At 65.5% G+C, this 25160-nt stretch carries 29 protein-coding genes; 19 read left to right on the top strand and 10 right to left on the bottom strand.

Annotated features, from left to right (window positions below; all coding sequences use genetic code 11):
• Window positions 1-213 precede the first annotated feature (213 nt).
• Window positions 214-726: a DNA/RNA non-specific endonuclease gene (locus B1964_RS17715; protein ID WP_253194048.1), complete on the top strand. Its 513-nt coding sequence runs from the start codon at window positions 214-216 to the stop codon at window positions 724-726.
• Window positions 723-1433 carry a hypothetical protein gene (locus B1964_RS17710; RefSeq protein WP_079930675.1) on the top strand — a complete coding sequence of 237 codons (711 nt, stop codon included), beginning with the start codon at window positions 723-725 and terminating at the stop codon, window positions 1431-1433. The genes B1964_RS17715 and B1964_RS17710 overlap by 4 nt, the downstream gene beginning before the upstream one ends.
• Before the next feature lie 79 nt (window positions 1434-1512).
• Here the strand turns inward: B1964_RS17710 and B1964_RS17705 are convergent, their stop codons facing one another.
• From B1964_RS17705 to B1964_RS17690, 4 genes are all read right to left on the bottom strand, one after another.
• Window positions 1513-2217: a GntR family transcriptional regulator gene (locus B1964_RS17705; protein ID WP_079930674.1), complete on the bottom strand. Its 705-nt coding sequence runs from the start codon at window positions 2215-2217 to the stop codon at window positions 1513-1515.
• Window positions 2214-4397 carry a prolyl oligopeptidase family serine peptidase gene (locus B1964_RS17700; protein ID WP_079930673.1) on the bottom strand — a complete coding sequence of 728 codons (2184 nt, stop codon included), beginning with the start codon at window positions 4395-4397 and terminating at the stop codon, window positions 2214-2216. Before B1964_RS17700 ends, B1964_RS17705 begins: the two co-directional genes overlap by 4 nt.
• Window positions 4394-6196, bottom strand: a complete 1803-nt coding sequence (locus B1964_RS17695; RefSeq protein ID WP_079930681.1) for an N-acetylglutaminylglutamine amidotransferase — start codon at window positions 6194-6196, stop codon at window positions 4394-4396. Before B1964_RS17695 ends, B1964_RS17700 begins: the two co-directional genes overlap by 4 nt.
• A 77-nt stretch (window positions 6197-6273) precedes the next feature.
• Window positions 6274-6804 (bottom strand): hotdog fold domain-containing protein, encoded by a 531-nt coding sequence (locus B1964_RS17690; RefSeq protein ID WP_006367906.1) that lies wholly within the window; start codon window positions 6802-6804, stop codon window positions 6274-6276.
• A 349-nt stretch (window positions 6805-7153) separates the two neighbouring features.
• On the opposite strand from B1964_RS17690, the gene B1964_RS17685 reads away from it, so the two are divergent.
• The 3 genes from B1964_RS17685 (at window position 7154) to B1964_RS17675 (ending at window position 9550) form a co-directional block, all read left to right on the top strand.
• Window positions 7154-7456 carry a hypothetical protein gene (locus tag B1964_RS17685; protein ID WP_079930672.1) on the top strand — a complete coding sequence of 101 codons (303 nt, stop codon included), beginning with the start codon at window positions 7154-7156 and terminating at the stop codon, window positions 7454-7456.
• 288 nt (window positions 7457-7744) lie between these two features.
• Window positions 7745-8074, top strand: coding sequence for a hypothetical protein (locus B1964_RS17680; protein ID WP_253194047.1), 330 nt, complete (start codon window positions 7745-7747; stop codon window positions 8072-8074).
• Between the two features lie 177 nt (window positions 8075-8251).
• On the top strand, window positions 8252-9550 hold the full coding sequence (locus B1964_RS17675; RefSeq protein ID WP_253194046.1) for a GDSL-type esterase/lipase family protein: 1299 nt from the start codon (window positions 8252-8254) through the stop codon (window positions 9548-9550).
• 149 nt (window positions 9551-9699) lie between these two features.
• Here the strand turns inward: B1964_RS17675 and B1964_RS17670 are convergent, their stop codons facing one another.
• Window positions 9700-10119, bottom strand: coding sequence for a hypothetical protein (locus tag B1964_RS17670; RefSeq protein WP_079930671.1), 420 nt, complete (start codon window positions 10117-10119; stop codon window positions 9700-9702).
• A 437-nt stretch (window positions 10120-10556) separates the two neighbouring features.
• Here B1964_RS17670 and rpsJ point away from each other — a divergent pair, with 437 nt between their 5' ends.
• The 11 genes from rpsJ to rpsQ are packed head-to-tail and all read left to right on the top strand — an operon-like array spanning window position 10557 to window position 15858.
• A complete protein-coding gene (rpsJ, locus tag B1964_RS17665) occupies window positions 10557-10862 on the top strand; it encodes a 30S ribosomal protein S10 (RefSeq protein WP_003938093.1) in 306 nt (101 codons plus the stop codon).
• 17 nt (window positions 10863-10879) lie between these two features.
• On the top strand, window positions 10880-11539 hold the full coding sequence (gene rplC, locus B1964_RS17660) for a 50S ribosomal protein L3 (protein ID WP_006367911.1): 660 nt from the start codon (window positions 10880-10882) through the stop codon (window positions 11537-11539).
• Entirely contained in the window at window positions 11536-12207 is a 672-nt protein-coding gene (gene rplD / locus B1964_RS17655) for a 50S ribosomal protein L4 (protein WP_006367912.1), read from the top strand. The genes rplC and rplD overlap by 4 nt, the downstream gene beginning before the upstream one ends.
• Before the next feature lie 2 nt (window positions 12208-12209).
• Window positions 12210-12515, top strand: coding sequence for a 50S ribosomal protein L23 (gene rplW / locus B1964_RS17650; protein ID WP_006367913.1), 306 nt, complete (start codon window positions 12210-12212; stop codon window positions 12513-12515).
• A gap of 30 nt (window positions 12516-12545) precedes the next feature.
• A complete protein-coding gene (rplB, locus tag B1964_RS17645; protein ID WP_006367914.1) occupies window positions 12546-13382 on the top strand; it encodes a 50S ribosomal protein L2 in 837 nt (278 codons plus the stop codon).
• Between the two features lie 20 nt (window positions 13383-13402).
• Window positions 13403-13684, top strand: coding sequence for a 30S ribosomal protein S19 (gene rpsS, locus B1964_RS17640; RefSeq protein ID WP_006367915.1), 282 nt, complete (start codon window positions 13403-13405; stop codon window positions 13682-13684).
• Window positions 13684-14097, top strand: a complete 414-nt coding sequence (gene rplV, locus B1964_RS17635; protein ID WP_006367916.1) for a 50S ribosomal protein L22 — start codon at window positions 13684-13686, stop codon at window positions 14095-14097. Before rpsS ends, rplV begins: the two co-directional genes overlap by 1 nt.
• A 2-nt stretch (window positions 14098-14099) precedes the next feature.
• On the top strand, window positions 14100-14906 hold the full coding sequence (rpsC, locus tag B1964_RS17630) for a 30S ribosomal protein S3 (protein ID WP_006367917.1): 807 nt from the start codon (window positions 14100-14102) through the stop codon (window positions 14904-14906).
• 3 nt (window positions 14907-14909) lie between these two features.
• Window positions 14910-15326: a 50S ribosomal protein L16 gene (rplP, locus tag B1964_RS17625; RefSeq protein ID WP_006367918.1), complete on the top strand. Its 417-nt coding sequence runs from the start codon at window positions 14910-14912 to the stop codon at window positions 15324-15326.
• The gene (rpmC, locus tag B1964_RS17620) at window positions 15326-15559 is read left to right on the top strand and encodes a 50S ribosomal protein L29 (RefSeq protein ID WP_006367919.1); all 234 of its coding nucleotides are present in this window, start codon (window positions 15326-15328) and stop codon (window positions 15557-15559) included. Before rplP ends, rpmC begins: the two co-directional genes overlap by 1 nt.
• The gene (gene rpsQ, locus B1964_RS17615; protein WP_006367920.1) at window positions 15556-15858 is read left to right on the top strand and encodes a 30S ribosomal protein S17; all 303 of its coding nucleotides are present in this window, start codon (window positions 15556-15558) and stop codon (window positions 15856-15858) included. Before rpmC ends, rpsQ begins: the two co-directional genes overlap by 4 nt.
• Window positions 15859-15941: 83 nt before the next feature.
• Here rpsQ and B1964_RS17610 read toward each other — a convergent pair whose 3' ends face one another.
• From B1964_RS17610 to B1964_RS17590, 5 genes are all read right to left on the bottom strand, one after another.
• Entirely contained in the window at window positions 15942-17012 is a 1071-nt protein-coding gene (locus tag B1964_RS17610; protein WP_079930678.1) for a hypothetical protein, read from the bottom strand.
• A gap of 47 nt (window positions 17013-17059) precedes the next feature.
• Window positions 17060-18067, bottom strand: coding sequence for a polysaccharide pyruvyl transferase family protein (locus tag B1964_RS17605; RefSeq protein WP_253194045.1), 1008 nt, complete (start codon window positions 18065-18067; stop codon window positions 17060-17062).
• Window positions 18068-18165: 98 nt separating this feature from the next.
• Window positions 18166-19572 (bottom strand): serine/threonine-protein kinase, encoded by a 1407-nt coding sequence (locus B1964_RS17600; protein ID WP_079930677.1) that lies wholly within the window; start codon window positions 19570-19572, stop codon window positions 18166-18168.
• Between the two features lie 259 nt (window positions 19573-19831).
• Window positions 19832-20188: a GNAT family N-acetyltransferase gene (locus B1964_RS17595; protein ID WP_079930670.1), complete on the bottom strand. Its 357-nt coding sequence runs from the start codon at window positions 20186-20188 to the stop codon at window positions 19832-19834.
• Between the two features lie 54 nt (window positions 20189-20242).
• Window positions 20243-21085 carry a glycosyltransferase family 2 protein gene (locus B1964_RS17590; RefSeq protein ID WP_172398878.1) on the bottom strand — a complete coding sequence of 281 codons (843 nt, stop codon included), beginning with the start codon at window positions 21083-21085 and terminating at the stop codon, window positions 20243-20245.
• A gap of 513 nt (window positions 21086-21598) precedes the next feature.
• On the opposite strand from B1964_RS17590, the gene B1964_RS31090 reads away from it, so the two are divergent.
• The 3 genes from B1964_RS31090 to B1964_RS17575 are packed head-to-tail and all read left to right on the top strand — an operon-like array spanning window position 21599 to window position 24856.
• Complete coding sequence (locus B1964_RS31090; RefSeq protein WP_253194044.1) at window positions 21599-23203, top strand: ATP-binding cassette domain-containing protein; 1605 nt, start codon at window positions 21599-21601, stop codon at window positions 23201-23203.
• A gap of 1 nt (window position 23204) precedes the next feature.
• Window positions 23205-24011, top strand: a complete 807-nt coding sequence (locus B1964_RS17580) for an ABC transporter permease (protein WP_079930668.1) — start codon at window positions 23205-23207, stop codon at window positions 24009-24011.
• Window positions 24008-24856, top strand: a complete 849-nt coding sequence (locus B1964_RS17575) for an ABC transporter permease (protein ID WP_079930667.1) — start codon at window positions 24008-24010, stop codon at window positions 24854-24856. Before B1964_RS17580 ends, B1964_RS17575 begins: the two co-directional genes overlap by 4 nt.
• Window positions 24857-25160: the final 304 nt, after the last annotated feature.

The raw sequence follows: 25160 nt of genomic DNA, 5'->3' as shown, positions 1-25160 counted from the left end.
CGTATTTTTTGGTTGGTGATGATGGTGGGGTGTTTCCGGTGTCGTCGGGTGAGCCGCCGGGGGAGGCGGTGGCCAGGTTGCTGGGTGGGCGGTAGCTGCTTGGGCTTGTTGATGTCGACCTATTGTTGGTCGGCTTGTGGGGGTTGGCGGAGATGGTGAAGGTGCTTGGTGAATTGTGGGCATGCGTGCTGTCCGGGGGAGGCGGAGAGCGCGTTGACCACTGCGTTCGGGGAGAACGGTGTGGAGGTGCCGGTGGGTGGAAAGGTGGTGATTGGTGAGGTGTTTGATCGGGTGGATCGGCCGGGTGCGGAGGAGGCGGCGCAGAAGTGGGCTGCGCGGGGGCAGGGTGTGCAGGAGGTGTTCGACACCGATCAGGGTGGGCATGTGTTCGGTTTCCGGTTTGTTTTGGCGCAGGGGTTGCGCAACATGTTTGCTCAGGACGGGCATTCCAATACGCAGCCGTATCGGGTGATGGAGAATGAGTGGGCTGATTTCGCCCGGTATGGGGCACGGGTGGAGGTGACGATCGACCTGGATGCGCCGGTGGTGGGGGAGAGACCGGAGGAGGTGATCGTCGCCGGTAGAGCCTATTCGGCCGCGTCCGGTCGGCCATTACTAGGTGTTAAGCTCGGTGATACCTTCGACAATAAAAGTCGGCAAACCTATACTCGTCAGTACTATAAACGCGAAATCTTGTCCAGGATCGAGAGGGCGGATGCGATATGACTGGAAGCGGCTCGCTGACAATGTTGCTCGAACGTCTTGGTGCTCAAATTGGTCAAATTGTCGTGGGCAGTTCGGGTGAGCTCTCTGATGGTCCTTGGGGCAGGTTTGTCTGGGTCGGACACTTTGATCCTGGCCATTCTCGTTGGACTGATATTGCCCTCTTTGAGGGACGGGTAATTGATGATCGGTTCGCGGATTTGTCGATGGTTGATACAAAGCGCGTGCTAAGGCTTGTTAAAGAGCTTCGCCATGATTACCCGGTGCCTTTGTGGTTGTTTGATGCGTTGGTGGTGGTGGTGGATCGGGATCCGGTGCGGGGTGTGGTGCATGTGTTGTGTGGTGACGTGGCCGCGGATTTTGAGGCGTCGATGGCGACGGCGGGCGTGGTGCAGGATCGGGCGGTGGCGATGTTTGGGGATTTGGTGGAGCCGTCGGTGGTGTGTGGTCGGCCGATTGTGGTGGCTGATGGTGCGTCGGCGGTGGATCGGGTGGCGGCGTTTGTGGCGGTGAGTCCGGTGTTGGGGTTTGTGGTGGAGGATGCGGTGGTGTCTCGGGTGGATGGTGGGTGGCGGGTGTTTGTGCGGGATCGTCCGGGTGAGGTTCGGGTGGATCGGATGTATTTTTTGGTTGGTGATGATGGTGGGGTGTTTCCGGTGTCGTCGGGTGAGCTGCCGGCGGATGCGGTGGCCAGGTTGCTGGGCCGGTGACGATTACGGAGTGACTCCCCGGCAGGGTGCTCCGCGTTCGTCGGACGGGTGCGCGCTGATCCGATCGGCGGCGCGTCCGTCACTCGGGTGGAAGGCCGAGACGGCCCGCGGTCTCCAGGATCGCGGTCTCCAGGCGAGCGTGGTGAGTATTCGCCACGTCGAGTACGGCGCTGACGTCGCGAGCGGTGAATCCGTCCAGCAGAGCCGCATGGTCGTCGTTCAGGAGCTCCTGGGTGGCCGAGCTCACGCTGCGCATGACCTGGAACGGCTCGGTCAGATTCCACGTCGACTCGAACATCGACAACAAACGTGGCATCGCGCACGGCGCGGTCAGACACATGTGGAACTGCCTCGACACGTCGTGAAACGACTTGCCGTCGCCCCACTTGGTGGCGGTCACCAGTTGCTCGTGGCAGCCACGTGCGGCTGCGATATCGGCCTCGGAGGCACGGTCGACGGCCTGGGCGAGCGCGGCCTGTTCGAGGACGCCGCGAACGAAGTAGATCTCCTTGAGTTCGTCGGTCGACAACGAACTCACCCGATATCCGGAATTACGCTGGTGGACAACCAGTCCCTCTCCGACGAGAGTCTTGAGTGCCTCCCGCACCGGGATCGGACTCACACGAAAGGCGTCGGCAACCTCACCCGGGGGAATGACGGTGCCCGGCGGTGCACCACCGGAGAGGATCAGTCGGCGCAACTCCTCCTCGATGTTCGCGTGCTCGTGATGTGATCGGACCTCGACGAGTTTCGCAACCAGGAGATTGGGCCGCCGGCGGTTCACGACAGCCGGGCCTGATCCGACACCGAATCCGCGGCATCCCAGCCGAATTCGGCGGCGCGGGCCAGCCGGTGCGATTCGGCGTGGGCGGCCGCGGCCGAGGGATGACGCAAGACCCAATCGGCAACCGCATTGGTCAGTCGCTGCTGATTGTCGCGCTTGACGATCTCGTGGCCCTCGTCACCGAACATCAGCAACTCCGCCACCCGACCACGCGACCGCAATTCGTGCACGATCTGCTGCGATTCACTGACCGGAACGTTGGTGTCGTGGGCGCCGTGAATCACCAGCAACGGAGCGCACACCTCGTCGATCCGGTGGATCGGGGACAGGTCACGCAGCAGTTCGCGATCCGACTCCGGATGACCGTACTTGGTGTAGGCGGCCACCGCGATCCACGGCTCGGTGTTGCGGAAGAACGACTCGAGATCGCTCATACCGCAGATCGCGATGCCGGCCGCGAAGAGCTGGGGGTGAAAAGTCAAGCACGCCAATGTCAGATAGCCACCATAGGACCGCCCCGACACGTAGAGCGCGTCGGGATCGGCGATACCGGCATCGACGAGATACTCCGCGCAATCGGCCGCGTCGTCGATCCCCGCGTACCGGCCGTAGCGGTCGTCGGCGTGCGAGAACAGACGCCCGTACCCCGAGGACCCGCGCACGTTGGGAGCGAACACCCCGATGCCGGCGTCGACGAGCGGACCGAACAGGAAGTGATAGTCGGGCCGGGTCTGTGCCTCGGGACCACCGTGAAAATACAACAGGTACGGGGTCGGACGGTCGTCGGCGTCGGATGAGCGCTGTGCTGGCCGAAACAGCCAGCCCGACAACGGCATCCCATCGCGCGCGGAGAAATCGTGCAACTCGGGCCGCAGGGTGTGCGACGGGCCGGTGCCGGTCACCATGTCGTCGCGGACCGGGGTGACCTCCCGGCTCGCGGTGTTGATCAGATGCACCAGCGGCGAGCGCTGCGGACTAGACACCGTCACCGCGATGAGAGTGCCCGCCGCGCTGATCGACAACTCCGACGCCACGTCACCCGGCAGTGGAATCGGATCGTGCAGTGTCTGATCGGGAAGCGTCATGATTTGTAACTCGCTGTGCCCGTCGGTGTTCCACAACATCGCGACCGTTGATTGGTCGTGGGAGACCGCGAAGGCGTCGAGGCCGCAGCCCGCGCGCTGTGCCAGCACCCGGAAGCGGGTTCCGGTGCGGGCCACCTCCACACCGAGTAGGCGCGGATACTTGGCATCGAAGTCACTGCGCACCACGGCTTGTACCGAGTCGAGATCACGCTCGGCGTCACCGGGCGGCCCGACGAACACCAGCGACGGGTGGTCGAAGCCCTGGTCGAGTATGTACCCGTCGTCGGTCACCGAACCCGGATCGTTGGGCAACAGTGTGCTCATCTCGACCTCCGGCTCGTCCTCGCGGGCCCCGACCGCGAGCGCCGGTCGAAGCGGACGCGCCGAACGCCGGACGTGACCATCGAGCGGACCGGCCGATCCCGTGCCGTCCTGGCGATCCCGGCGTCGCAGCAGCAGCATGTCGTGGTAACCGCGCGGGCCGACACGCAGCAGCGTGGCGCCCTTCCACGAGTCGATCAGTGCGCCACCGACACGCACGTCGAGGGTCTGGGTGGTGCCCGTGCTCGGATGAATCCGCAGCGAGTGCGCGGTGCCGTCGGTCGCCGTGGCGGTGATCAGGACCCAATCGGTGTCCCAACCGACAAGGGTCACCGTACCGAAAGACCGCCCGGCGCCCGCGGTGTAGGGATTGCCGTCGGGACGGATCGCGGCGACGCGATGTGCGGTGTCGTCGTCGGGATCGGTCGTCACGACCCACACCTGGTGGTGCTCACCGCCGCCGGGCGCCAACTCCACCGCGAGCCACTGGCCGTCGCTGGAATGCACGAGCTTGCGCACCGGTCCGGTCGCCGGTACCCGCACCCACCGCAGTTCGCCGACCCCGTCGGGAGTCAGAACCCGCTGTGCCGCACGCGGATAACCGGTCCCGTCGTCGACGATGTAGGCGAATGCCGACCCGTCCGGCGAGACCGACGGACCGTACGTGTGCCACCCGTTCTCGTCGAAGCGCACCGAGAACGCGGGGTCGGGGACGCCGGCGGCGATGGAATCGGGTGTCGACGCCTGCGCGCCGGGCGGAACGGACGGCGTCACGGTGCGGTGAGACCTTCCATGGTCTGCAACCACATCTCGAGCATCGCGACCTGCCACAGCTCGTTGCCGTCGAGGCGAGTGCGAATCCCGTTGGGATCTGCGAACAGTCGGTCGAGCGCGGCCGGCCGGTACAGCCCGCGGTCGGTTGCTGAGCGCGTCTTGAGTACATCGGCGACGAGATCGAAGACCTCGCCCTCGAGGTGCCGGATACCCGGCACCGGAAAGTACCCCTTGGTGCGGTCGATGACGGCCGAGGGCAGCAACGCGCGACTGGCCTCCTTCAGTACGCCCTTACCGCCATGTGCCAGTTTGAGATCCGGCGGGCAGGTGGCGGCGAGCTCGACGAACTCGTGGTCGAGGAACGGCACGCGTGCTTCGAGTCCCCAGGCCATGGTCATCGTGTCGACCCGCTTGACCGGGTCGTCGACCAGCATGACCGTGGTATCGAGGCGCAGCGCTGCGTCGACCGAGGTGTGCGCGCCCGGGGCCGACTGATGGGCCAGTGCGAACTCCCAACTGGGGTCGAAATCGCGCTCCTCCAACAGATAGTCGTCGGCGAGGATCGCGGCGATCTCCTCGTGCGACCGATCGAAGAAGACCTCACGGTAGGCCTTCGTCGTCTCCGGGCGCGCGATACCGGCCAGCGGCGGATACCAGGAGTAACCGCCGAGGATCTCGTCGGCACCCTGCCCGGACTGCACCACTTTGATGGACTTGCTCACCTCCTCGGAGAGCAGATAGAACGCGACGCAATCGTGGCTGACCATCGGCTCACTCATCGCGGCGATCGTGTCGCCGACGGCGGGCAGCAGCCGGTCGGTGCCGATGTGGATCTTGTGATGATCGGTGCCGAAGGTATCGGCGATGAGGTCGGAGTAGCCGTACTCATCGCCCGATTCGCCTGCTGCGGAATCGAATCCGATGCTGAATGTGGCGAGGTCGGTCTGGCCCTGCTCGGCCAGCAGCGCCACCACCAGTGACGAGTCGATGCCCCCGGACAGCAACACCCCGACCGGGACGTCGGCGACCATCCGACGCCGCACCGAGGTGCGCAGGGAATCCATCAACTCGTGCTGCCAGCGCTTCTCGTCCCAGTCGGCCCGATCGGCATGTGGGGCGAACACCGGCTCCCAGTACCGGCGCTCGGTGCTGCGGCCATCACGGGTGATGGTCCGGACGGTGGCCGGAGGCAGTTTGCGGATGCCGTTGTACATGGTGTGCGGTGCCGGAACCACCGCGTGAAAGCTGAAGTAGTGGTGCAGCGCGACCCGGTCGATGGAGGTGTCGACGTCCCCGGCCCGCAGCAGCGCCTGCAACGACGACGCGAACCGCAGCCGCCCGGGCGTTTCCGCCAGATACAACGGCTTGATGCCCAGACGATCGCGAGCCAGGGTCACCGTGCCCGAATCGGTGTCGACGACGGCGAACGCGAACATCCCGATCAGGCGCTCGACGCAGTCGGCGCCCCACGCGTGAAAGGCCTTGAGGATGACCTCGGAATCGGCGTAGGAGAAGAATCGGTAGCCCTTGCCCTCGAGTTCGTGGCGCAACTCCTGATAGTTGTAGATGCAGCCGTTGAACACCAACGCCAGCCCCAACTCGGGATCGACCATCGGCTGACCGCCCCGCTCGGACAGGTCGATGATCTTCAGACGCCGATGCCCCAGCGCCACATTGCCTTTCATGTAGACCCCGGAGGCGTCCGGGCCCCGTCGCGTCATCGCGGCGGTCATCGCGTCGACGGAAGAGACGTCGGGCGCGGACCCGTCGAAGCGGATCTCGCCGCAGACTCCACACATGAAATAGCAACCTTTCGTCTCCATGTCGCGGCAGACGCGACATCATCGTCCCAGCCTAGGAGTTTTGTCCCGGTGCGTCAGCGTGAGTCGTCGCCCGCGCGTGGCGTCACCCAGGTGGTGATGTCGGCGTGGACCACCTCGGTGCCGTGCGTGTCGAGGATGCGGACGGAGACGACGACGTCGGTTCCGGTACTGATCGCCTCGACGTCGATCGGTTCGGTCAGGGTCGCCTCCGCCGTCAGTCGCGTGGTGGCCTTGGCCAGGTATTGCGTCGACATGGCCTTGGGCAGCCAGCGATGCGACGGCGGCAGGCTGGCCTCCATCAGCATGCCCATCGCGGCCTCGGCGAGGTTGCACGCCGCGATCGCGTGGAACGTGCCGATGTGGTTGTACACGCCGAACCACTTGGGCGCGCTCACCTTGCAGTACCCGGGGCGCATCTCCTCGACGATGGGCAGCACGGTGCCGAAGTAGGGAACGCGCGCGACCATACCGAGAGAGAACAGGGCGTGGCCGAGAACGTTGTCGGGCAGGCGCCGGCGCAGGGCGTAGGTCGCGGTCATCGCCGATGGTCGAGCATCGTCGGTGTGCGAGGGCTTGGTCGTCATGGAACCGACCCTAACCGCCCACCCGTGCGGGGCGAGCGGCCGTGCTCGGCTGAGATCGCTGGCGATCGGCTGTGAGCACTGCGGCCTTGTCTGTGGCGGTCCTGACAGGACGCTTCGGGTGTACCGGGCTAAACGGTCAAACCGGCATGAACCGCACAGAAACCTCGCAGCGTGCGCGACGATTTCGGCCCGAAAGTGGTTGTAGCGTAATGGCTTAGACACGAAGCGGACGTTGCGCCGGGGAGTGGATCGGTTCTCCTGATCACACCGATGGCGACGTCGCCGTGGCTGTGGACGGCGGTCTTTCGACCTCGTCGTCCGTCCGTAGATCCGAGAAAGGGAAACCCAGATGACAACAGCGACCGCCAAGCGTTCGGGCATCACCATCAAGCGCACCGTGGCCGGTGTCGTAGCCGCCGGTGCCATCATCACCGGCGTCGGAGCAGGGGCGGGTCTCGCCTCGGCGGCGCCGACGGCCCCCAGCCACCAGCAGACCCAGCAGCAACCGCAGCGTCAGCAGCAGCCCCAACCGCAGCGTCAGCAGCAGCCGCAGCCCCAGCGTCAGCAGCAGCCCCAGCGTCAGCAGTGGGCGCCGCGTCAGACCAGCCCGCGCGGGTTCTGGTTCTTCGGGTTGTGGATTCCGCTGCCCTGACCGATCGCAGGAGCGCTGTGGGGTTGCTGGGAGCAAAACGAACATTGATGTGATTCGGCTGGCAATCAGCTCTTCGCGTTCGGATCAAAGCACCTAAAAGGCTCAGCCTCCCACAGTGAACCTGCAGGTCAGGTTCGATTTTCTGTCCCTGGGACGGCGTAGCGTCAGCACTGGCCGACGACTCCGTCGACTCCCGACCGACACGGTCGGGAGTTGTTGGTCGTCGCGGCTGTCGAGCCGGCGCCGTCCGACGCCGTCGACGATCATCGTCGTTCGAAGGGACATCTCATGAACACCGTCAGCAGTTCGGGGACCGAGGCGCGGTCGGTGAAGTCGCGCTCAGTGCCCGCAAAGCGGATCGTGGCGGGCGTCATCGCCGCCGGGGCCATCGTCACCGGCATCGGCGCCGGTGCCGGCATCGCGTCGGCCGCACCGCCGCCGCCGGGAAACCATTACCAGCAGCCCAACCGGTGGCAGCCGCAACCACAGCCGAACCGGTGGCAGCCGCAACCGCAGTGGCACCCGCAGCCGCAGTGGCATCCGCAGCCGCGTTGGCAGCCGGGTCAGTACACCCCGAACGGGTTCTGGCTGTTCGGGTTCTGGATTCCCCTGCCCTGATACCGCATTCCTCCGACCACCGGGTCGGATCGTCGACGACGTCGGAGACCTCCACGGTCCCGGCGTCGTCGGCGTCTGCGGCGGCCAATCGCCGCAATCCGTTGCACCGGGCGCGACGAGCCCCGATAGTCGAATGACTTGACCGTATGGTCAACTCGAGTCCGGGGAGGGACATCCATGAGGAGACCGACAGGACGGGCGCGACGCGGTGCGGTTGCGATCGTGGTGGCCGCGGTACTGGCGACAGCCGGTGTTGGTGTCGTGCAAGCACATCCGTCGGATCGCGGCCCCGGCGTCGGGGCGCATTGGGTGGCCGGCTGGATGGCGGCGCCGAGTAATCGCGGCGACATCTCGCTGGAGAACCCGATTCCCTCGGCGCCTGCCGACCACACGTTGCGCGTGATGACGACGCCGCACCTGTCGGGATCGGTCGAACGGGTACGCCTGACGAACCGGTTCGGCGCCAAGCCGATTCGTATCGGCGGCGTCACCGTGTCACGCCGTGTCCGCGGCGCGCAGGTCAAGAGGATCGTGCCGGTGACCTTCGGCGGCAGCGACTCGGTGTCGATCGCACCGGGTGCCGACGTCGCCAGCGACCCGGTCGACGTCGACGTCACGGCGTGGCGGTCGCTGGCAGTGTCGGTGTTCCTCCCCGACGCGACCGTGCCCACCGTCCACTACGTCGGTAACGCCACGAGCTTCGCGACCGTCGCCGGCAGCGGCGACCACAGCCGCGACACCTCCGGCGCTGCATTCACCGTCCCCACCGACCAGGTACCGCTCGTCAGCGGAATCGACTTTGCTGCAACGACTTCGGTGACCAGTGTCGTCGCCGTCGGCGACTCGATCACCGACGGATTCATGGCAGCCCAGTACCTGGGTCTCACCGAGGATCGGTCGGTAATCGATACCAACGTGCGCTACCCGGACTTCTTGCAACGACGTCTCGATCGGGCGGGAATCGACCGGCCGGTCCTCAACGCGGGGATCAGTGGCAACCGCGTGACCTTGGGGCCTGCGATCTTCGCCTACGGTCCGTCGCTGATGGACCGGGTGGCGGACGACGTCATCGGGGTTCCGGGCGTCCGCGACGTCATCCTGCTCGAAGGCATCAACGATCTCGGGATTCCGCCGGGTACCGATGCGGCCACGGTGATCGACGGACTACGCAAGGTCATCCTGCGGCTTCATGCGGCAGGCCTTCGAGTCCACCTCGGAACCCTCCTGCCCGCGGCGACCTCGCTGTCCGACGGGTGGAGCACGCCGGCGGCCAATGGGCAACGGCTCGTGGTGAATGCGTGGATTCGCCGACAACACCTGTCCGACAGTGTCATCGACTTCGAGTCCGCGATGCGCGATCCGCATGATCCAAACGGTTTGAACCCGCGGTTGAGTGGGCCGGACCTGCTGCACCCGAATGCCGCCGGCTACTCGACGATGGCCGCACAGGTCGATCTGGCCACGCTGGCGTCCTGATCGTGATGATCGAATGATCGATGTGTGAGACGGATGTGCATTCCGGGAGCCTCCTCGCTTCGCCCGGTGGTGCCGTCGGCGACGGGCGTGGCCGTGATGGCCGACGATGCATGCGACTCCGTGGTCTGCGATGCGGGTGATCGGCCCCGTCACCCGTCGCCACAGGGCAGCCCGGTGCCATCGGTGCCGAAGCCCGCGATCAGGTGCGACGGGATGTCGAGTACCGAGGCCAGCGACGCCGCGAACATAACGGCACCGACGATCACCAGCAGAATCGCGAGGGGCACCCATGCCGCACGCACCTGGATGCCACACACCGCCACCTTGAGGACGAGCGCGCCGCCGGCGAGCACGCCGAGCGCGGCCGCACAGGTGGCCGCCCATGAGATGGGACGCAGGTCCGGCAGCGCAGCGACCGGATGACACCTGATCGCGAGCATGTGCGCGTTCCAGTCGTTCTCGAGCTGCACGCGATGAAACTGGCAGAGCATCGACCCCAGAACCCCGGCCGCAGCCAGGGCGACCATGGTCGGCCCCCACGGTGAGCCGGTCTGATCAGAGCGCATCATGGCTACGGTTCTAATGCCGCGGCCCCCCGACGGCGGGTGACGCGTCGTTCGCGCAGCTGACGACGCGGTTGTTGCAGGTCGGGTGGCATCAGGGGCCGATTTGAATCCACCCCCCGCCCTGGTGCATACTTGTCGGGTTGCCTGGACGGCAGGTTGCGGGATTTTCCGCGGCTTCGCTCAGGTGAATGACTCCCAGGCCCGGAAATCGGGGACTGGGCGTGTAACGCGTGCGCCGGTCTCGGTTCACGGACTCGACACGCCCGACCGCGGGTGCCGGAGCAAATCGGTTCGTCTGATGGGCGAGCCAACGTACAACGACAGATGAACAGCGTCGATCCCGACTCTCACGCGGTGATCTATGTGCCCGCCGGCGGCTAGTGCCGGCCCAGGTGCGCGGTGTTCGTCTGTCGAGAACAACTGACGGAAGAGGACACAGCGTGGCGGGACAGAAGATCCGCATCAGGCTCAAGGCCTATGACCACGAGGCGATCGACGCTTCGGCGCGCAAGATCGTGGAAACCGTGACCCGTACCGGGGCACGCGTGGTCGGCCCGGTGCCGTTGCCCACCGAGAAGAACGTGTACTGCGTCATCCGTTCGCCGCACAAGTACAAGGACAGCCGCGAACACTTCGAGATGCGTACCCACAAGCGACTCATCGACATCCTCGACCCGACGCCGAAGACGGTCGACGCGCTCATGCGCATCGACCTGCCGGCCAGCGTCGACGTCAACATCCAGTAGGGCGGGGGCGAAGAATCATGAGCAACCAGAGTTCAACCAAGGGCATCCTGGGCACCAAGCTCGGCATGACCCAGGTATTCGACGAGAACAACCGCGTCGTCCCGGTCACCGTCATCGCGGCGGGCCCGAACGTCGTGACCCAGCTGCGCACCGCGGAGCGTGACGGCTACACCGCCGTGCAGGTCGCCTACGGCGCCATCGATCCGCGCAAGGTCACCAAGCCGGTTGCCGGTCAGTTCAGCAAGGCCGGGGTCACCCCGCGCCGGCACCTGGCCGAGATCCGCGTGGCCGATGTCAGCGAGCTCGAGGTCGGTCAGGAATTGACCGCCGAGATCTTCGCCGACGGTGCGCTGGTCGACGTCACCGGCACCTCCAAGGGCAAGGGCTTCGCCGGTCCGATGAAGCGTCACGGCTTCTCCGGTCTGGGCGCCAGCCACGGTGCACACCGCGTGCACCGCGCGCCGGGTTCCATCGGTGGCTGCGCCACCCCGGGCCGCGTGTTCAAGGGCATGCGGATGGCCGGACGTATGGGTAACGACAAGGTGACCACGCAGAACCTCACCGTCCACAAGGTGGACGCCGAGGCCGGCCTGCTGCTGATCAAGGGAGCGATCCCGGGTCGTCGGGGCGGCATCGTGGTGGTTCGCGACGCAGTGAAGGGTGGTGCTGACAAGTGAGCGCCGAAACCACAGTCAAATTGACGCTGGACGTCCGCAACGCCGACGGCACGACCAACGGCACCGTTGATCTGCCCGCCGAACTGTTCGACGCGCCGGCCAACATCGCGCTGATGCACCAGGTCGTGGTGGCCCAGCAGGCCGCCGCGCGCCAGGGCACGCACGCCACCAAGACCCGCGGCGAGGTTCGCGGCGGTGGCGCCAAGCCGTACCGGCAGAAGGGCACCGGTCGCGCCCGTCAGGGTTCGACCCGCGCACCGCAGTTCGCCGGTGGTGGCACCGTGCACGGTCCGCAGCCGCGTGACTACAGCCAGCGCACCCCGAAGAAGATGAAGGCGGCCGCCCTGCGCGGCGCGCTGAGCGATCGGGCTCGCAACGAGCGCATCCATGTGATCACCGAGCTGGTTCCCGGTCAGGTCCCCTCGACCAAGACCGCGCGTCAGTTCCTCGAGAGCCTGAGCGATCGTCGCAAGTTCCTGGTGGTGCTGGGCCGTGAGGACCTCACCGCATGGAAGAGCGTCGCGAACCTGCAGAACGTGCTGCCGATCTCGGCCGATCAGCTCAACACCTACGACGTCCTCGACGCCGATGAGGTGGTGTTCAGCGTGGAGACGCTCAACGCGTACATCGCTGCCAACGGATCCAAGACCGACCAGAAGGAGGCGTGAGCATGGCTATCCAGGCCAACCCGCGCGACATCATCCTGGCGCCGGTGATCTCGGAGAAGTCCTACGGGCTCATGGAGGAGAACGTGTACACCTTCCTGGTGCACCCGGACTCCAACAAGACGCAGATCAAGATCGCCGTCGAGCAGATCTTCGACGTGACCGTCGACAGCGTCAACACCGCGAACCGGCAGGGCAAGCGCAAGCGGACCCGCTTCGGCTACGGCCAGCGCCGCTCCACCAAGCGCGCGTTCGTGACGCTGACCGCCGACAGCAAGCCCATCGAGATCTTCGGAGGCTCGGTCAGCTGACCGGGACTCTTGGAATAGAGGGACTTTCACATGGCTATTCGTAAATACAAGCCGACGACACCCGGTCGTCGCGGGTCGTCCGGCTCGGATTTCGCCGAGATCACCCGTGACCATCCGGAGAAGTCGTTGGTCCGCCCGCTCCACGGACGCGGCGGTCGTAACGCGCACGGTCGCATCACCACTCGTCACAAGGGTGGCGGTCACAAGCGTGCCTACCGTCTGATCGACTTCCGTCGTAACGACAAGGACGGCGTCAACGCCAAGGTCGCACACATCGAGTACGACCCGAACCGCACCGCGCGGATTGCGTTGCTGCACTACGTCGACGGCGAGAAGCGCTACATCATCGCGCCCAAGAACCTCAAGCAGGGCGACGTGGTGGAAAGCGGTCCGACCGCCGACATCAAGCCCGGCAACAACCTGCCGCTGCGCAACATCCCGACCGGTACCCAGGTGCACGCCGTCGAGTTGCGCCCGGGTGGCGGCGCGAAGATGGCCCGCTCGGCCGGTGCGTCGATCCAGCTGCTCGGCAAGGAGGGTGCCTACGCGACCCTGCGTATGCCCTCCGGTGAGATCCGTCGCGTCGACGTGCGCTGCCGCGCCACCGTCGGCGAGGTCGGCAACGCCGAGCAGAGCAACATCAACTGGGGCAAGGCCGGCCGCATGCGGTGGAAGGGCAAGCGCCCGACCGTCCGTGGTGTGGTCATGAACCCGGTCGACCACCCGCACGGTGGTGGCGAGGGCAAGACCTCCGGTGGTCGTCACCCGGTCAGCCCGTGGGGTCAGCCGGAAGGCCGCACCCGCAAGAACAAGGCGAGCGACAAGCTCATCGTCCGTCGCCGTCGTACCGGCAAGAACAAGCGATAAGCACAGGAGGGAGTTAGAGAATGCCACGCAGCCTCAAGAAGGGCCCGTTCGTCGACGACCACCTGCTTGCCAAGGTCGACGCACAGAACGAGAAGGGCACCAAGCAGGTCATCAAGACCTGGTCGCGCCGTTCGACCATCATCCCCGACTTCATCGGACACACCTTCGCCGTCCACGACGGTCGCAAGCATGTCCCGGTGTTCGTCTCGGACAACATGGTCGGGCACAAGTTGGGCGAGTTCGCCCCCACCCGTACCTTCAAGGGTCACATCAAGGATGACCGGAAAGCGAAGCGCCGGTAATGACTACGCAGACCGATAATCCCACCGCGAAGGCCACGGCCAAGTTCGTGCGCGTGACGCCGATGAAGGCACGTCGCGTGCTCGACCTGATCCGCGGCAAGAACGTCGACGAGGCCCTCGACATCCTGCGGTTCGCCCCGCAGTCGGCGTCGGAGCCCGTGTACAAGGTGCTCGCCAGCGCGGTCGCCAACGCCGAGAACAACCAGGACCTCGATCGCCGGAGCCTGGTCGTCGCCACGGCTTACGCCGACGAGGGCCCGACCATGAAGCGGTTCCAGCCGCGTGCGCAGGGCCGCGCGTTCCGTATCCGCAAGCGCACCAGCCACATCACCGTGGTCGTGGAGAGCCTGCCGGAGAAGGCCGCCGCCGGCGGTCGCGGTCGTTCGCGTCAGCCGAAGAAGAAGGGAGCCTAGTAGTGGGCCAGAAAATCAACCCGCACGGCTTCCGTCTGGGCATCACCACCGACTGGAACAGCCGGTGGTACGCCGACAAGCAGTACGCGGAGTACGTGAAAGAGGATGTCGCCATCCGCAAGCTCCTCTCGCAGGGGCTCGAGCGCGCCGGCATCGCCAAGGTGGAGATCGAGCGCACCCGTGACCGGGTTCGCGTCGACATCCACACCGCCCGCCCGGGCATCGTCATCGGTCGCCGCGGCGCCGAGGCCGATCGCATCCGCGGCGAGCTGGAGAAGCTGACCGGCAAGCAGGTCCAGCTGAACATCCTCGAGGTCAAGAACCCTGAGTCCGAGGCCCAGCTGGTGGCCCAGGGTGTCGCCGAGCAGCTGAGCAACCGTGTGGCGTTCCGTCGCGCGATGCGCAAGGCCATCCAGTCGGCGATGCGTCAGCCCAACGTCAAGGGCATCCGGGTGCAGTGCTCGGGTCGCCTGGGCGGCGCGGAGATGAGCCGCAGCGAGTTCTACCGCGAAGGCCGTGTGCCCCTGCACACCCTGCGCGCCGACATCGACTACGGCTTGCACGAGGCCAAGACCACCTTCGGCCGGATCGGCGTGAAGGTGTGGATCTACAAGGGCGACATCGTCGGTGGCAAGCGTGAGCTGTCCGCAGCCGCGCCGGCCGCAGAAGACCGTCGTCCGCGTCGGCCGAGCCGTCCCCGCCGCAGCGGTGCCTCGGGCACCACGGCCACGAGCACCGACGCCGGTCGCGCTGCCGAGGCCCCCGCTGAGGCGACGGCAGCAGCCGGTGCAGAGAAGCAGGAGGGCTAGGCAATGTTGATCCCACGGCGGGTCAAGCACCGCAAGCAGCATCACCCGAGCCTGAAGGGTCAGGCGTCGGGCGGTACCAAGGTGACGTTCGGTGATTTCGGCATCCAGGCTCTGGAAGGCGCCTACATCACCAACCGTCAGATCGAGTCCGCTCGTATCGCCATCAACCGGCACATCAAGCGTGGCGGCAAGGTCTGGATCAACATCTTCCCGGACCGTCCGCTCACCAAGAAGCCGGCCGAAACCCGCATGGGTTCGGGTAAGGGTTCTCCCGAGTGGTGGGTGGCTCCGGTCAAGCCGGGTCGCGTGCTGTTCGAGATGACCTACCCGAACGAGGAGATCGCTCGCGAGGCCCTGCGCCGCGCGCAGCACAAGCTCCCGATCAAGACCCGAATCGTGACCAGAGAGGAGCAGTTCTGATGGGACTCGGAGTTGCCGCAGCCGAGCTGCGTGACCTCAGTGACACCGATCTGGTCGACCGCTTGAAAGAGTCGAAGGAAGAGCTCTTCAACCTTCGGTTCCAGATGGCCACCGGTCAGCTCGACAACAACCGGCGTCTGCGGACGGTGCGTCGCGAGATCGCGCGCATCTACACCGTGATGCGGGAGCGCGAGCTCGGTCTGGCGTCGGGACCGGATGGTGATGACGCATGAGTGAGGACCAGAAGGTGACCGAAACCCAAGAAGCATCGGCGACCGCCGAGCGTAACCGCCGCAAGGAGCGGATCGGCTACGTCGTCAGCGACAAGATGCAGAAGACCATCGTGGTCGAGCTGGAAGACCGTAAGCGTCACGCGCTGTACGGCAAGATCATCCGGACCACGAGCAAGGTCAAGGCCCACGACGAGAACGGCGATGCCGGCGTCGGCGACCGTGTGCGGATCATGGAGACCCGCCCGCTGTCGGCGACCAAGCACTGGCGACTCGTCGAGGTGCTGGAGAAGGCCAAGTAAGGCGTTCTCGCAACAGGATGCACGCGAAGCGGCCCGTTCCCTCAGGGGAGCGGGCCGCTTCGTCGTCTTCGTATTCGCGAGTGTTATCGGCGCTGGGGAAAGTACTGAAGTACGGGTCCGCGACGGATCGCAGTGCGGATGGCCCGTTCGAGTTCCGGATCGTCGATGCTCCCGGCGCGAAGCTCGTCGAGTACCTGCCGGAGATGGAATCGTTCGCCCGAAGCGGCGTGGATGTGCTTCACCTGATCGGCGCGAGGTCGGTCCGGCAGAGTCGTGCAATTCCCGCCGGCCACCAGCAACTCCAGCATGGTGCGCAGACACTTCGAGCAACGACCACAGTTGAACCGCCCGTCGCGATTCTCCCAACACACGCGGAGATTCCTCATCGCGGTGGACGATTTACTGATCGTCCTGACCTTCTCGAGCCTCGTCACGTCGATGGAATCGTGCTCGAGTGTCACCGACGAACTCGACCATAGAGGGTCGAGTTCGGGATGAGAGCCCCACCGGTGGATACAGCCGGTGGAGTACGACGACGGGACGATGACCGTGCCGAGCACCGGCGAGAGCGCGGTGGCCACATGGGCGAGGGCGGGCCCGTGGAAGACCCACCCCCACGGCACGCGGACGAGGTCACCGAACGCGCTCCGCAGGGTGGTGCGCACCTCGATGAGAGGCTTGCCCAGTTCGACTGCGGCTGATCGAGCCGAATCCAGCGCCTGAGTCGCCAATACCTCGTCGTCCATGATGTCGAAACCCAGGACGAAGACGAGGTGGGTGAGTCGGTCCAGGTGAGTGAGGGCGGAATAGAAGCTGTCGACACCTCCGCTGAAAAAGCAGCCGACGCCATCCGCGGGGGGCGCGGTCGGCCCCTGGTGGGCGTGAATGTCGGCGGGTGCGAGGTGCCGTGGATACCACTCGGCGAGCACTCGCTGCGCCTTACCCGCGTTCTCAAGGGCTACAGGATCGACCGCGCCCTCGATGGTGAGATCGGCGGACAGCCACATCGCCGTCGGAATGGTCGGCGCCAGCCACGGCGTCGCCGAGCTGTCCAACGGGTGCGAGGACTCGGTGGCGACAGTCATCGCGGTGCCGTCGGGAGCCTGGATCGTTGCGGAGATGCGTTCTGCGGACGACGCCTCGGCACGGACCACAAGTTGAGGTTTGGCGCGGGTACCCCAGAGACGTCTCGCGACCCGAGTCACAACGTGGAAGCCATCGATTTGGCGACGTCATAGCCTTCGTGGAAGTCGCGGGCAAGGGCAACGTGAGCGAAGGTGGCCAGGTAATCGCGGAACGCCGCCGACAACTTGCTGTTGGCGTTGTCCACCATGACGACCGGCTTCTCGAGCAGAACACCGAGGACTGCACCGTGGAGTCGGTCGGTGAGGACGACACGACCGCGTGAGAGGGCATCGACTGCCGAGTGCACGATCAGTTCGGACTGGCGGTCGAAGGCTCGTTTGGCCCATCGGTGGATCCGACGCCGGAACACCGGAACCATACTCAGACTCACTATCGCAAGCGACTGCGGCCACCATTTGAGGTCGTATCCGAACCACTCCATACGCCAGTCATGGGTGAACGCCTCATCGATCAAGCTCTGCGGGATGTCGTCGACGGAGAACGCCGACTCGTCGTCAGTCCGTTTGAGGAAGACAACGTCGTGGTCGGGTTCGCGGGCGGGGTCGATGCGCCCGGTTCCGAGGGCGGTATCCGGGCAATAGCGGACCTGGTTCGCTGGAAAAAGTTCGGTGACTCGCTGTAGAGCGCTGCGATCGCGAATCAGCAAGGTGAGGTCGGGATGTTCGCCGTACACCTGCTGGGTGTGGGTCAAAGCGCTCTGGTCGGTGTATTCGAACGTTTGCGGCAGACAGATGATCGGGCGATCACGATTCTCGCCGATCACCCGTTCCCGAAATGGCTGATAAATGGGGTACCTGTCACCGAAGTTGCCTCCACCATGAAGAAGGATCGGGCCCGTGGAGACGGCGGAAGCGAGAGCGCCTTTGTCGTAGGTGTTGAACGTTGCCGTGTAGGCGATCTCGCACCCCAGCCGCTGGAGATAGGCGAGTTCGCCTCGATAGATGAGGACGTCTCCGGCGTTGGCGTGGTTGGGGAAATCGAGGAGGGCGACCGTGCTGCCAGCTGGAATCACCGTCCGGAGGATGTCGAGAGTTTCGGCCTGGATCGAAGAGATCGCGGACATGTCGGAAATCATAGCTTGGCGCGCAACGGGTGATTCGCGAAGTTGTGAAAGTGGATTCGAAGCGGACGGTGTCGTCGTGCTCTTGGAGTTCGACCTGATCACGGACTGCTGGGGGCGAGGGCCGCGATGAGGACACCGATATTCCACACGAGGCCGAGACCGGCGACCACGAGTCCGGCGATCGCCAGGCCGCGATTGTGCTGCGCCGGCGGCACGTCGGGGCGTGCCTTGGAGATTTTGAGGCTCGAGAGTCCGAAGAACACCGCCAGAGCAGCCGCGGCGAATCCGACGACAACCAAGCAGACGCCGGGGAACGACAGCACCGCGCAGATCATTGACCACAGGGCGTAACTCTTGGCTTTGGGGTCAGGTGGCGACGGGTATCCCGATGGTTGCCGATGTTGATTCTGTGGACTGCCGTGTGCCTGATACGACACGACCGGATTCGACCGTTGCGCAGTCCCGTGCGTCGTGTACGGCGGCGGTGTCACGCCTGGCGAGATCGGGGGGAGTGAGGTCTGACCGGGTTGGGGCGCGCCACCTGAGGACGGACCGGGTTTCCCCAGTTCGACGGCAGGTTGTGGATACGAGGCCGGAGCACTTTGCGTGCGCTGATGACCGACGGTCGAGGGATCGGGCGGAGGTGCGACGGTGGGTGCGGCCGGATGTGCTGCGAGTGCTGCGGTGAGTTCGGTCGCGAATTCCGTGCAGGTCCGATACCGGTGGTTCGGATCCTTCTCGAGCGCACGGTGAAGGACCTGGTCGACGCGCGGAGACAGATCGCGTCGGCGGGTGGTGATCGCCGGTGGGATCTCGGTCAAGTGCTGACGGATCAATGCCGCCGCATTCGTGTTCGCGAAAGGTGTTGAGCCACTGAGTAGCTGGTAAGCGGTGCAGGCGAGTGAGTACTGGTCGGCGCGCCCGTCGAGCTTCTCGGCGGCAAGCTGCTCGGGTGAGGAGTAGGCGAACGACCCGACCGTGAGGTTCGTGGCGGTCAGGCGGGTGTCGTCGAGGATGGGGCGCGCGATGCCGAAGTCGGCGAGCAGGACGCGGCGGTTTCCGGACGGGCCGGCGGCGTCGGTGAGCAGGATGTTGGCGGGCTTGACGTCGCGGTGTAGCAGGTTCTGGGAGTGAGCGTGGTCGAGAGCGTCGGCGACCGCGGAGACGATGTGCACGACCTCGTCGGCCCGCAGACCACCCGGATGCGACGACAAGAGCGCGGCGGCGTCGAGGCCTTCGACGTATCGCATGGTGATCCAGAGCTGACCGTCGTGCTCGCCGCGGTCGTAGACGTCGACGACGTTCGGATGGTCGAGGCGTACCGCGAGATCGGCTTCACGGGTGAACCGACGTCGGAAGGCCTCGTCCGACGAGAGATTCGCCGGCAACACCTTGAGCGCGTCGAGGCGTGGCAGGCGCGGGTGTTGGGCCAGGTACACCTCGCCCATGCCGCCGGCGCCCAGTACCCGGACGATCCGATATCCCGCGAATTCTTGACCAACCATCAACGCCACGCCGTCAGTCTAGGGTGCGAGTCCGACATGTCCGATGGTCGCCGGCAGGGTCCGGATGCGACTCGGCCCGCCCGACGCAGAGCGTCGGACGGGCCGGTGATCGGTTGCGGTGCCACGCCCGGAGAGGTGGCCGGCGGGTCTGCCCAACCGTCGCGGTGAGCGGTCGTCCACCCCCGCTCACAGGTTCAAGAGTAGGGGACTGCCGCGGGGACCGACAGGGACTTAGGGCCCCACATCGGTGAAAAGTTGATCAATTGATCTGACCTTGGAGCCAGTTGATCGTCTCCTCGTGCACGGGACGGGTGTCGCCGTCGAACTCGTGGTGCTTCTTGAGGAACGCCGCGACCAGCGGGCACACGCCGACGATGACCTTGCCCTGCGCCCGCGTGTCGGTGAGAGCCTGCTCGATCAGGATGGTGGCCAGGCCGCGTCCACCGAACTTCTCGTCCACCTCGGTGTGGAAGAAGATGCGTTCGGTCGCCCCATCGTGCTCGCGTTCGCGGTAGGCGGTGAAGCCGGCGATCTGTTCATCGACGCTGATCTGGTAGCGCTGCGAGTCTGGGAGCTGGGAGATGTCGGCTTCTGCGCCGGTTTTGTCGAGAGGCATGCGTTCGAGCGTAATGTGCGCGTCGGCGCGCGCCCGGTCGCTGCATGTCCGAGGCTAGAAGTCCGGCAGTCGGGTGAAGTACCGATGCGGTCGCCACGTGCGGCTCGCGTTGTCCCACGGCCGCAGAAGCACCCAATAGTAGGTATGGGCGAAGATTCGCAGGGGAAAGAAGATCGTCATCATCCTGGCGAGTTGGTGTTCACCGTGGGCCCGCGCAGTGATACGACCACCCACCATGTATCGGCGGTTCCCCCATGGAGACACCTGCAAGCGTCGACATGAGCTGTCGGCGAGGAGGTGTGGTTCGATCGCGGTCTGCAGGCCCTTTTCTTTCATCGCGAGACCGATGTCGAGGTCCTCCCAGACGCCCGGCTCGTCATCGTGCAGATGATCTCTGATCTCCTGCCAGGCCTCGCGTCGGAGTACATACCCCGGACCGTGAACGGATCCGATCGGCTTGTCGGTGTCGAGCTTGCGGAAGCCACGTTCGGCCAGCCGCTTCTGAAAGCCGTAGAGCGGCGCGTCCCACATGAGGAACGGGCCGGTGAGTGCGGAGAATGCCGAGCCGCGATCGCTATCGAAGAACTCGACGACCACCTGCGCCCAGTCGTTACCGACATGGGTGTCCGCATCCACCTTGGCGATCAGGTCCGACTTCGCCTCGTCGAGCCCTCGCCGTCGGGCGGCATGCACCCCCGGCTTGGTCTCGTTTACCCGACGAACCCGAGGATCACGAGCAGAGTACTTGTCGATGATCTGGGCGGTGGCGTCGGTCGAGTTGTTGTCCACGACGATGATTTCATCAATCGGAAGCGTCTGGTCGAGCAGTTTATTCAAACACTCATTGAGGTTTGATTCTTCGTTATGGGCCGGAACCACGACCGAAAGCGTCGCCACTCAATACTCCCCGGGGTAACCATTCGCGACCAGTGTCCTTCATGGAGCATACCCGACATATTTCGTGGTTCTCCGTCGGCATTACGCCAGGTCGTCGGCGTGAATACTTCCTCCTGAATGCGCCCACAGCGACACGGCCCCCGGGAATTGTTGCCGAGGAGGTGGATTCATCACGTATCTTGACCGTTGGTTGAGAAGTGCCCGATTGTGCGAGCCGACAATTGCGAAGCAAGTGCTTTCGTCGCTGGTTGGACGACCACGGACGGTGTCCTCAGGAGGTCGCCTCCCGGTGGGCGTGCGACGCCGCCGGGAGGTACCGGTAACTCTTGGGCCTCGATGGGCGACAGACATGCAGGGTGGTCGGGAAGGTGGCGTGCGTGCGTACGTTTGGACGGAGAGGTGGCGCCATGTGTGTGAGTGCCCTCGGCGGGCTCCACGCCGGGACACTGCTCTGATGCAGGCCTGCGCCGACCCAGTTGCGAGCCCGTGCGTCACCGACCGCAGAGGAACCACATGTCCGATACTCAGAGGCCTGGCGCAGTGAGCGAGCCACGGCATCGTCGGAACACGAGTGCGCCGGGCGCCGACGAACCCGATCCGTTCCAGAGCCCGGATCCGGTCGAGGAACAGTTGCGTCGGTGGCGACAGGAGCGTGCCAACGGCGAGGCCCGTGCTCCGATGCCCGACTCCGCGCGAACGATCGCCGGAGAAGCGGTGACGAACCGACCATCCGGGCCGGTCCGCGCTCCGGGGTCTACGGCGACGTCGCCCGACCGCGGCGAGTACGGCGCGTCCCCGAAGTCCCGAAATGGGCGCCCTGTCAGCACGAATGGCCATGTGCCGGACTCGCAGAGCCGTCCGGACTCGATGAGTACGTGGGCGCGCGCAGCGCCGATACCCGGAGCTGACTCCGTGACGGACCCTGCCGTCGCGACGCCACGGGAGACCAGGCCCGCTCCGAATCCACCGGAATCGTTCGCGACGGCAGCTCCGCCGACGTGGGCGGCGCCACCACCGCGCCCTGCACCTGTCGGTCCCTCGACGTCCGACCCGTTGCGGCCGGGTCGCGATCAGCCACCGCGCCCGCCTGCGGCACGGCCACAGCCACAGGCGTCCTACCGCGAGGACGTCGGTGCTGTCGCCGATGCTCGCACTCGGTCATCCGACGAGCCGCCGGCGATCGTCGCGAGCGGCCTGCACAAGCGGTTCAAGGACATGGTGGCCGTCGAGGAGGTGAGCTTCACCGTTGCGCGGGGGAGCATCGTCGCCATTCTCGGTCCGAACGGGGCGGGTAAGACGACCACCGTGAACATGCTGTGCACTCTTCTCCAACCGGACAAGGGCTCGGCGTCGGTGTACGGCCACGACGTGGTCTCCGACGCGGCAGCGGTACGTCGTTCGATCATGCTGACGGGGCAGTTCGCTGCGCTCGACGAAGCGTTGACCGGCCGCGAGAACCTGGTGCTGTTCGGGCGGCTGCTCGGCTTGTCGAAAGCTGTTGCCCGCGCCCGCGCCGACGAGTTGCTCGAGATGTTCTCCCTGACCGACGCCGGTGCCAAGCGCGTCGGGCAGTACTCCGGCGGGATGCGACGGCGCATCGACATCGCCTGCGGTTTGGTCACCGAGCCCAAGGTCGTGTTCCTCGACGAGCCCACGACCGGCCTCGACCCGCGTAGCCGCCAGGAGGTGTGGGCCCTCGTCGAACGCCTCAAGTCCGACGGTGTGACGATCCTGCTGACGACGCAGTATCTCGAGGAAGCCGATGTGCTGGCCGACAACATCGTGGTCATCGACAAGGGCCGGGTGATCGCGGAGGGGTCTTCGGACCAGCTCAAGCAGTCCACTGGTGCCGCCTATTGCGAGGTGACTCCCACCGATTCTCGGGATCTGGGACGCTTGCGCGAGTTGTTCGCCGACCTCATCGGACCCGACGCCCCGGCGGAGGACGACCACGTCGTGTCGGTCCCCGCGCCGCTCGGGCCGGAGACCCTCGTCGAGGTGATCCGCCGGACCACCGACGCCGGCATCGCCCTGTCCGATGTGGCCATGCGCAGACCCTCGCTGGACGAGGTGTTCCTGGCGTTGACCGACCCACGCCGCGATCGGGCGGGGTCGTGACATGAGCGTAGTCGCCCCGCCGCACTCGACGGGATCGCTGCAGGCACGTGAACGCCCGCTGGCTCAATGGTGGGCGCTCACCGGGCGCGGCGTGGCGAAGGTCGTCCGCAATGGCGAGCTGATCTTCGCCTTCCTCTCGCCGGCCTTTCTCGCGGTGTGTTTCTACCTGCCGCTGCGCAGCATCATGGACTCCGCGCCCGGCATGAACTACGGCCAGTTCCTGATGCCGATCATCGTTCTGCAGTCGGTGGGCTTCGCCGCGTCGTCGGCGGCGATGCGCGCCGCCAATGACGGTGCCGAGGGGATCAACACCCGGTTTCGGGTTCTGCCCATGTCGGCGGCGGTACCGATGCTCGCGCGGACGGCGACCAACCTCGTGTTGCTCGTCGTTTCGCTGATGTGCGCATCCGTCGCGTGTCTGTTGATCGGCTGGCGAGCCGACGGTGGAGTGGTCGGAACCGTGGGTCTGTTCGCCCTCGCCGCGGCGATCGGAGTGTTGTTCTCGATGCTCGCCGACGGAATCGGGCTGGTCGCGCGGACCCCCGAGGCGACCAGCCAGGCGATGACGCTGCCCACCCTGATCCTGGGCATGCTCTCGACCGGCTTCGTGCCGCTGTCGCAGTTTCCCGAATGGATTCAGCCGTTCGTGCGCAATCAGCCGATCTCGCAGTTCGCCATCGCGATGCGCGCGCTCGACTCCAACACGGCCACGTGGGACATCGTGCGGCCCTCGATCGCTTGGTGCGGCGGACTACTCGTCGCCGCGGTGGTGCTGCTGATCCTCGGGAGCAGGAAGGCATGGAAATGAGCGCCCCGTCGACCAACAGCATCGCCGGCGATCACCTCATCCCGGTCGCCGCGAACGTTCCGAGCGAATCCTCGTTGCGCGGCTGGTGGACACAGAGCATGCCGTTGACCGGCCGCCAGGTACTCGTCTTCGTCCGGGATTTTCCGACGCTACTGCAGTCGCTCATCTTCCCGGCCCTGAGCATGTTGATGTTCAAGGTCGTGCTCGGTGACGCCATCGGGTCGGCAACCGGTGAGAACAGTGCATACGGCACGGTGCCGCTGGTGATCCTCGTCGGGGCGATGTTCGGTTCGATCGCGTCGGCGACCCGGCTCAACCGGGAGCGCGCCACCGGGCTCCTCGCGCGCCTATATGTGCTGCCCATCAACCGAGCCGCGGACCTGACCTCGAGGATCGCCGCGGAACTCATTCGCATTCTCATCACGACGGTGATCTTGTTGGCGGCCGGATTCCTGATCGGCTTCCGGTTCACCCAGGGCCCCGGCCCGGCGATCGGGCTCGTCGCGGTCGCGCTGGCCTACGGGGCGGCGTTCTCGACGATGACCCTTGCCCTTGCCGTCAATGCCAAGCCCGGCGCCCCGATCGTGCCCTACCTGGGTCTGTTCTCCAGCCTGCTGATGTTCTTCAATTCGGGGTTCTCTCCGGTGAGCGCGTACCCCACATGGTTGCAGCCGGTGGTCGAGAACCAGCCCATGACGCCGGCCATCGAGTCGATGCGGGCGCTGGCCGCGGGCGGGCCGCTGACCGAGAACCTCATCAAGGTCGCCATCTGGGTGGTGGTGCTCATCGCGGTGTCGATTGTGCCCGCTTTGCGTGGATATCGGCGGGCAGCGCGCGATCGATGACATCCTGTCAACCACGCGACGAAGTGTCCAGCAATTTCACAGCAGAGATGTGGTATTCGGGGCCGCGCATCATCGGAGCCCGGTACTCGCTGGTAGTGCGACATGTCGGATTTCGTTCGGTGTACAACAGCCGACGTAATTTATCGCGTAACGTCGTGCCTAATTGCCAGCGATTGAAAGAATGGACTGCGTCCACGGTTCACTCTTCCGCGCGACGCAGGGAATGGCCTCACGTGCTCGTTTGAGGTTCAGTCCGTGGCGTGGAAATGTGAATTGTCGGTGTAATTCCGGGTCGGGGCCACGG

It is taken from the genome of Gordonia sp. i37 (genome assembly GCF_002043085.1).
Taxonomy (GTDB): domain Bacteria; phylum Actinomycetota; class Actinomycetes; order Mycobacteriales; family Mycobacteriaceae; genus Gordonia; species Gordonia polyisoprenivorans.
The sequence above is the reverse complement of the archived record's forward strand: the minus strand, read 5'-3'. Positions and strand labels throughout refer to the sequence as shown.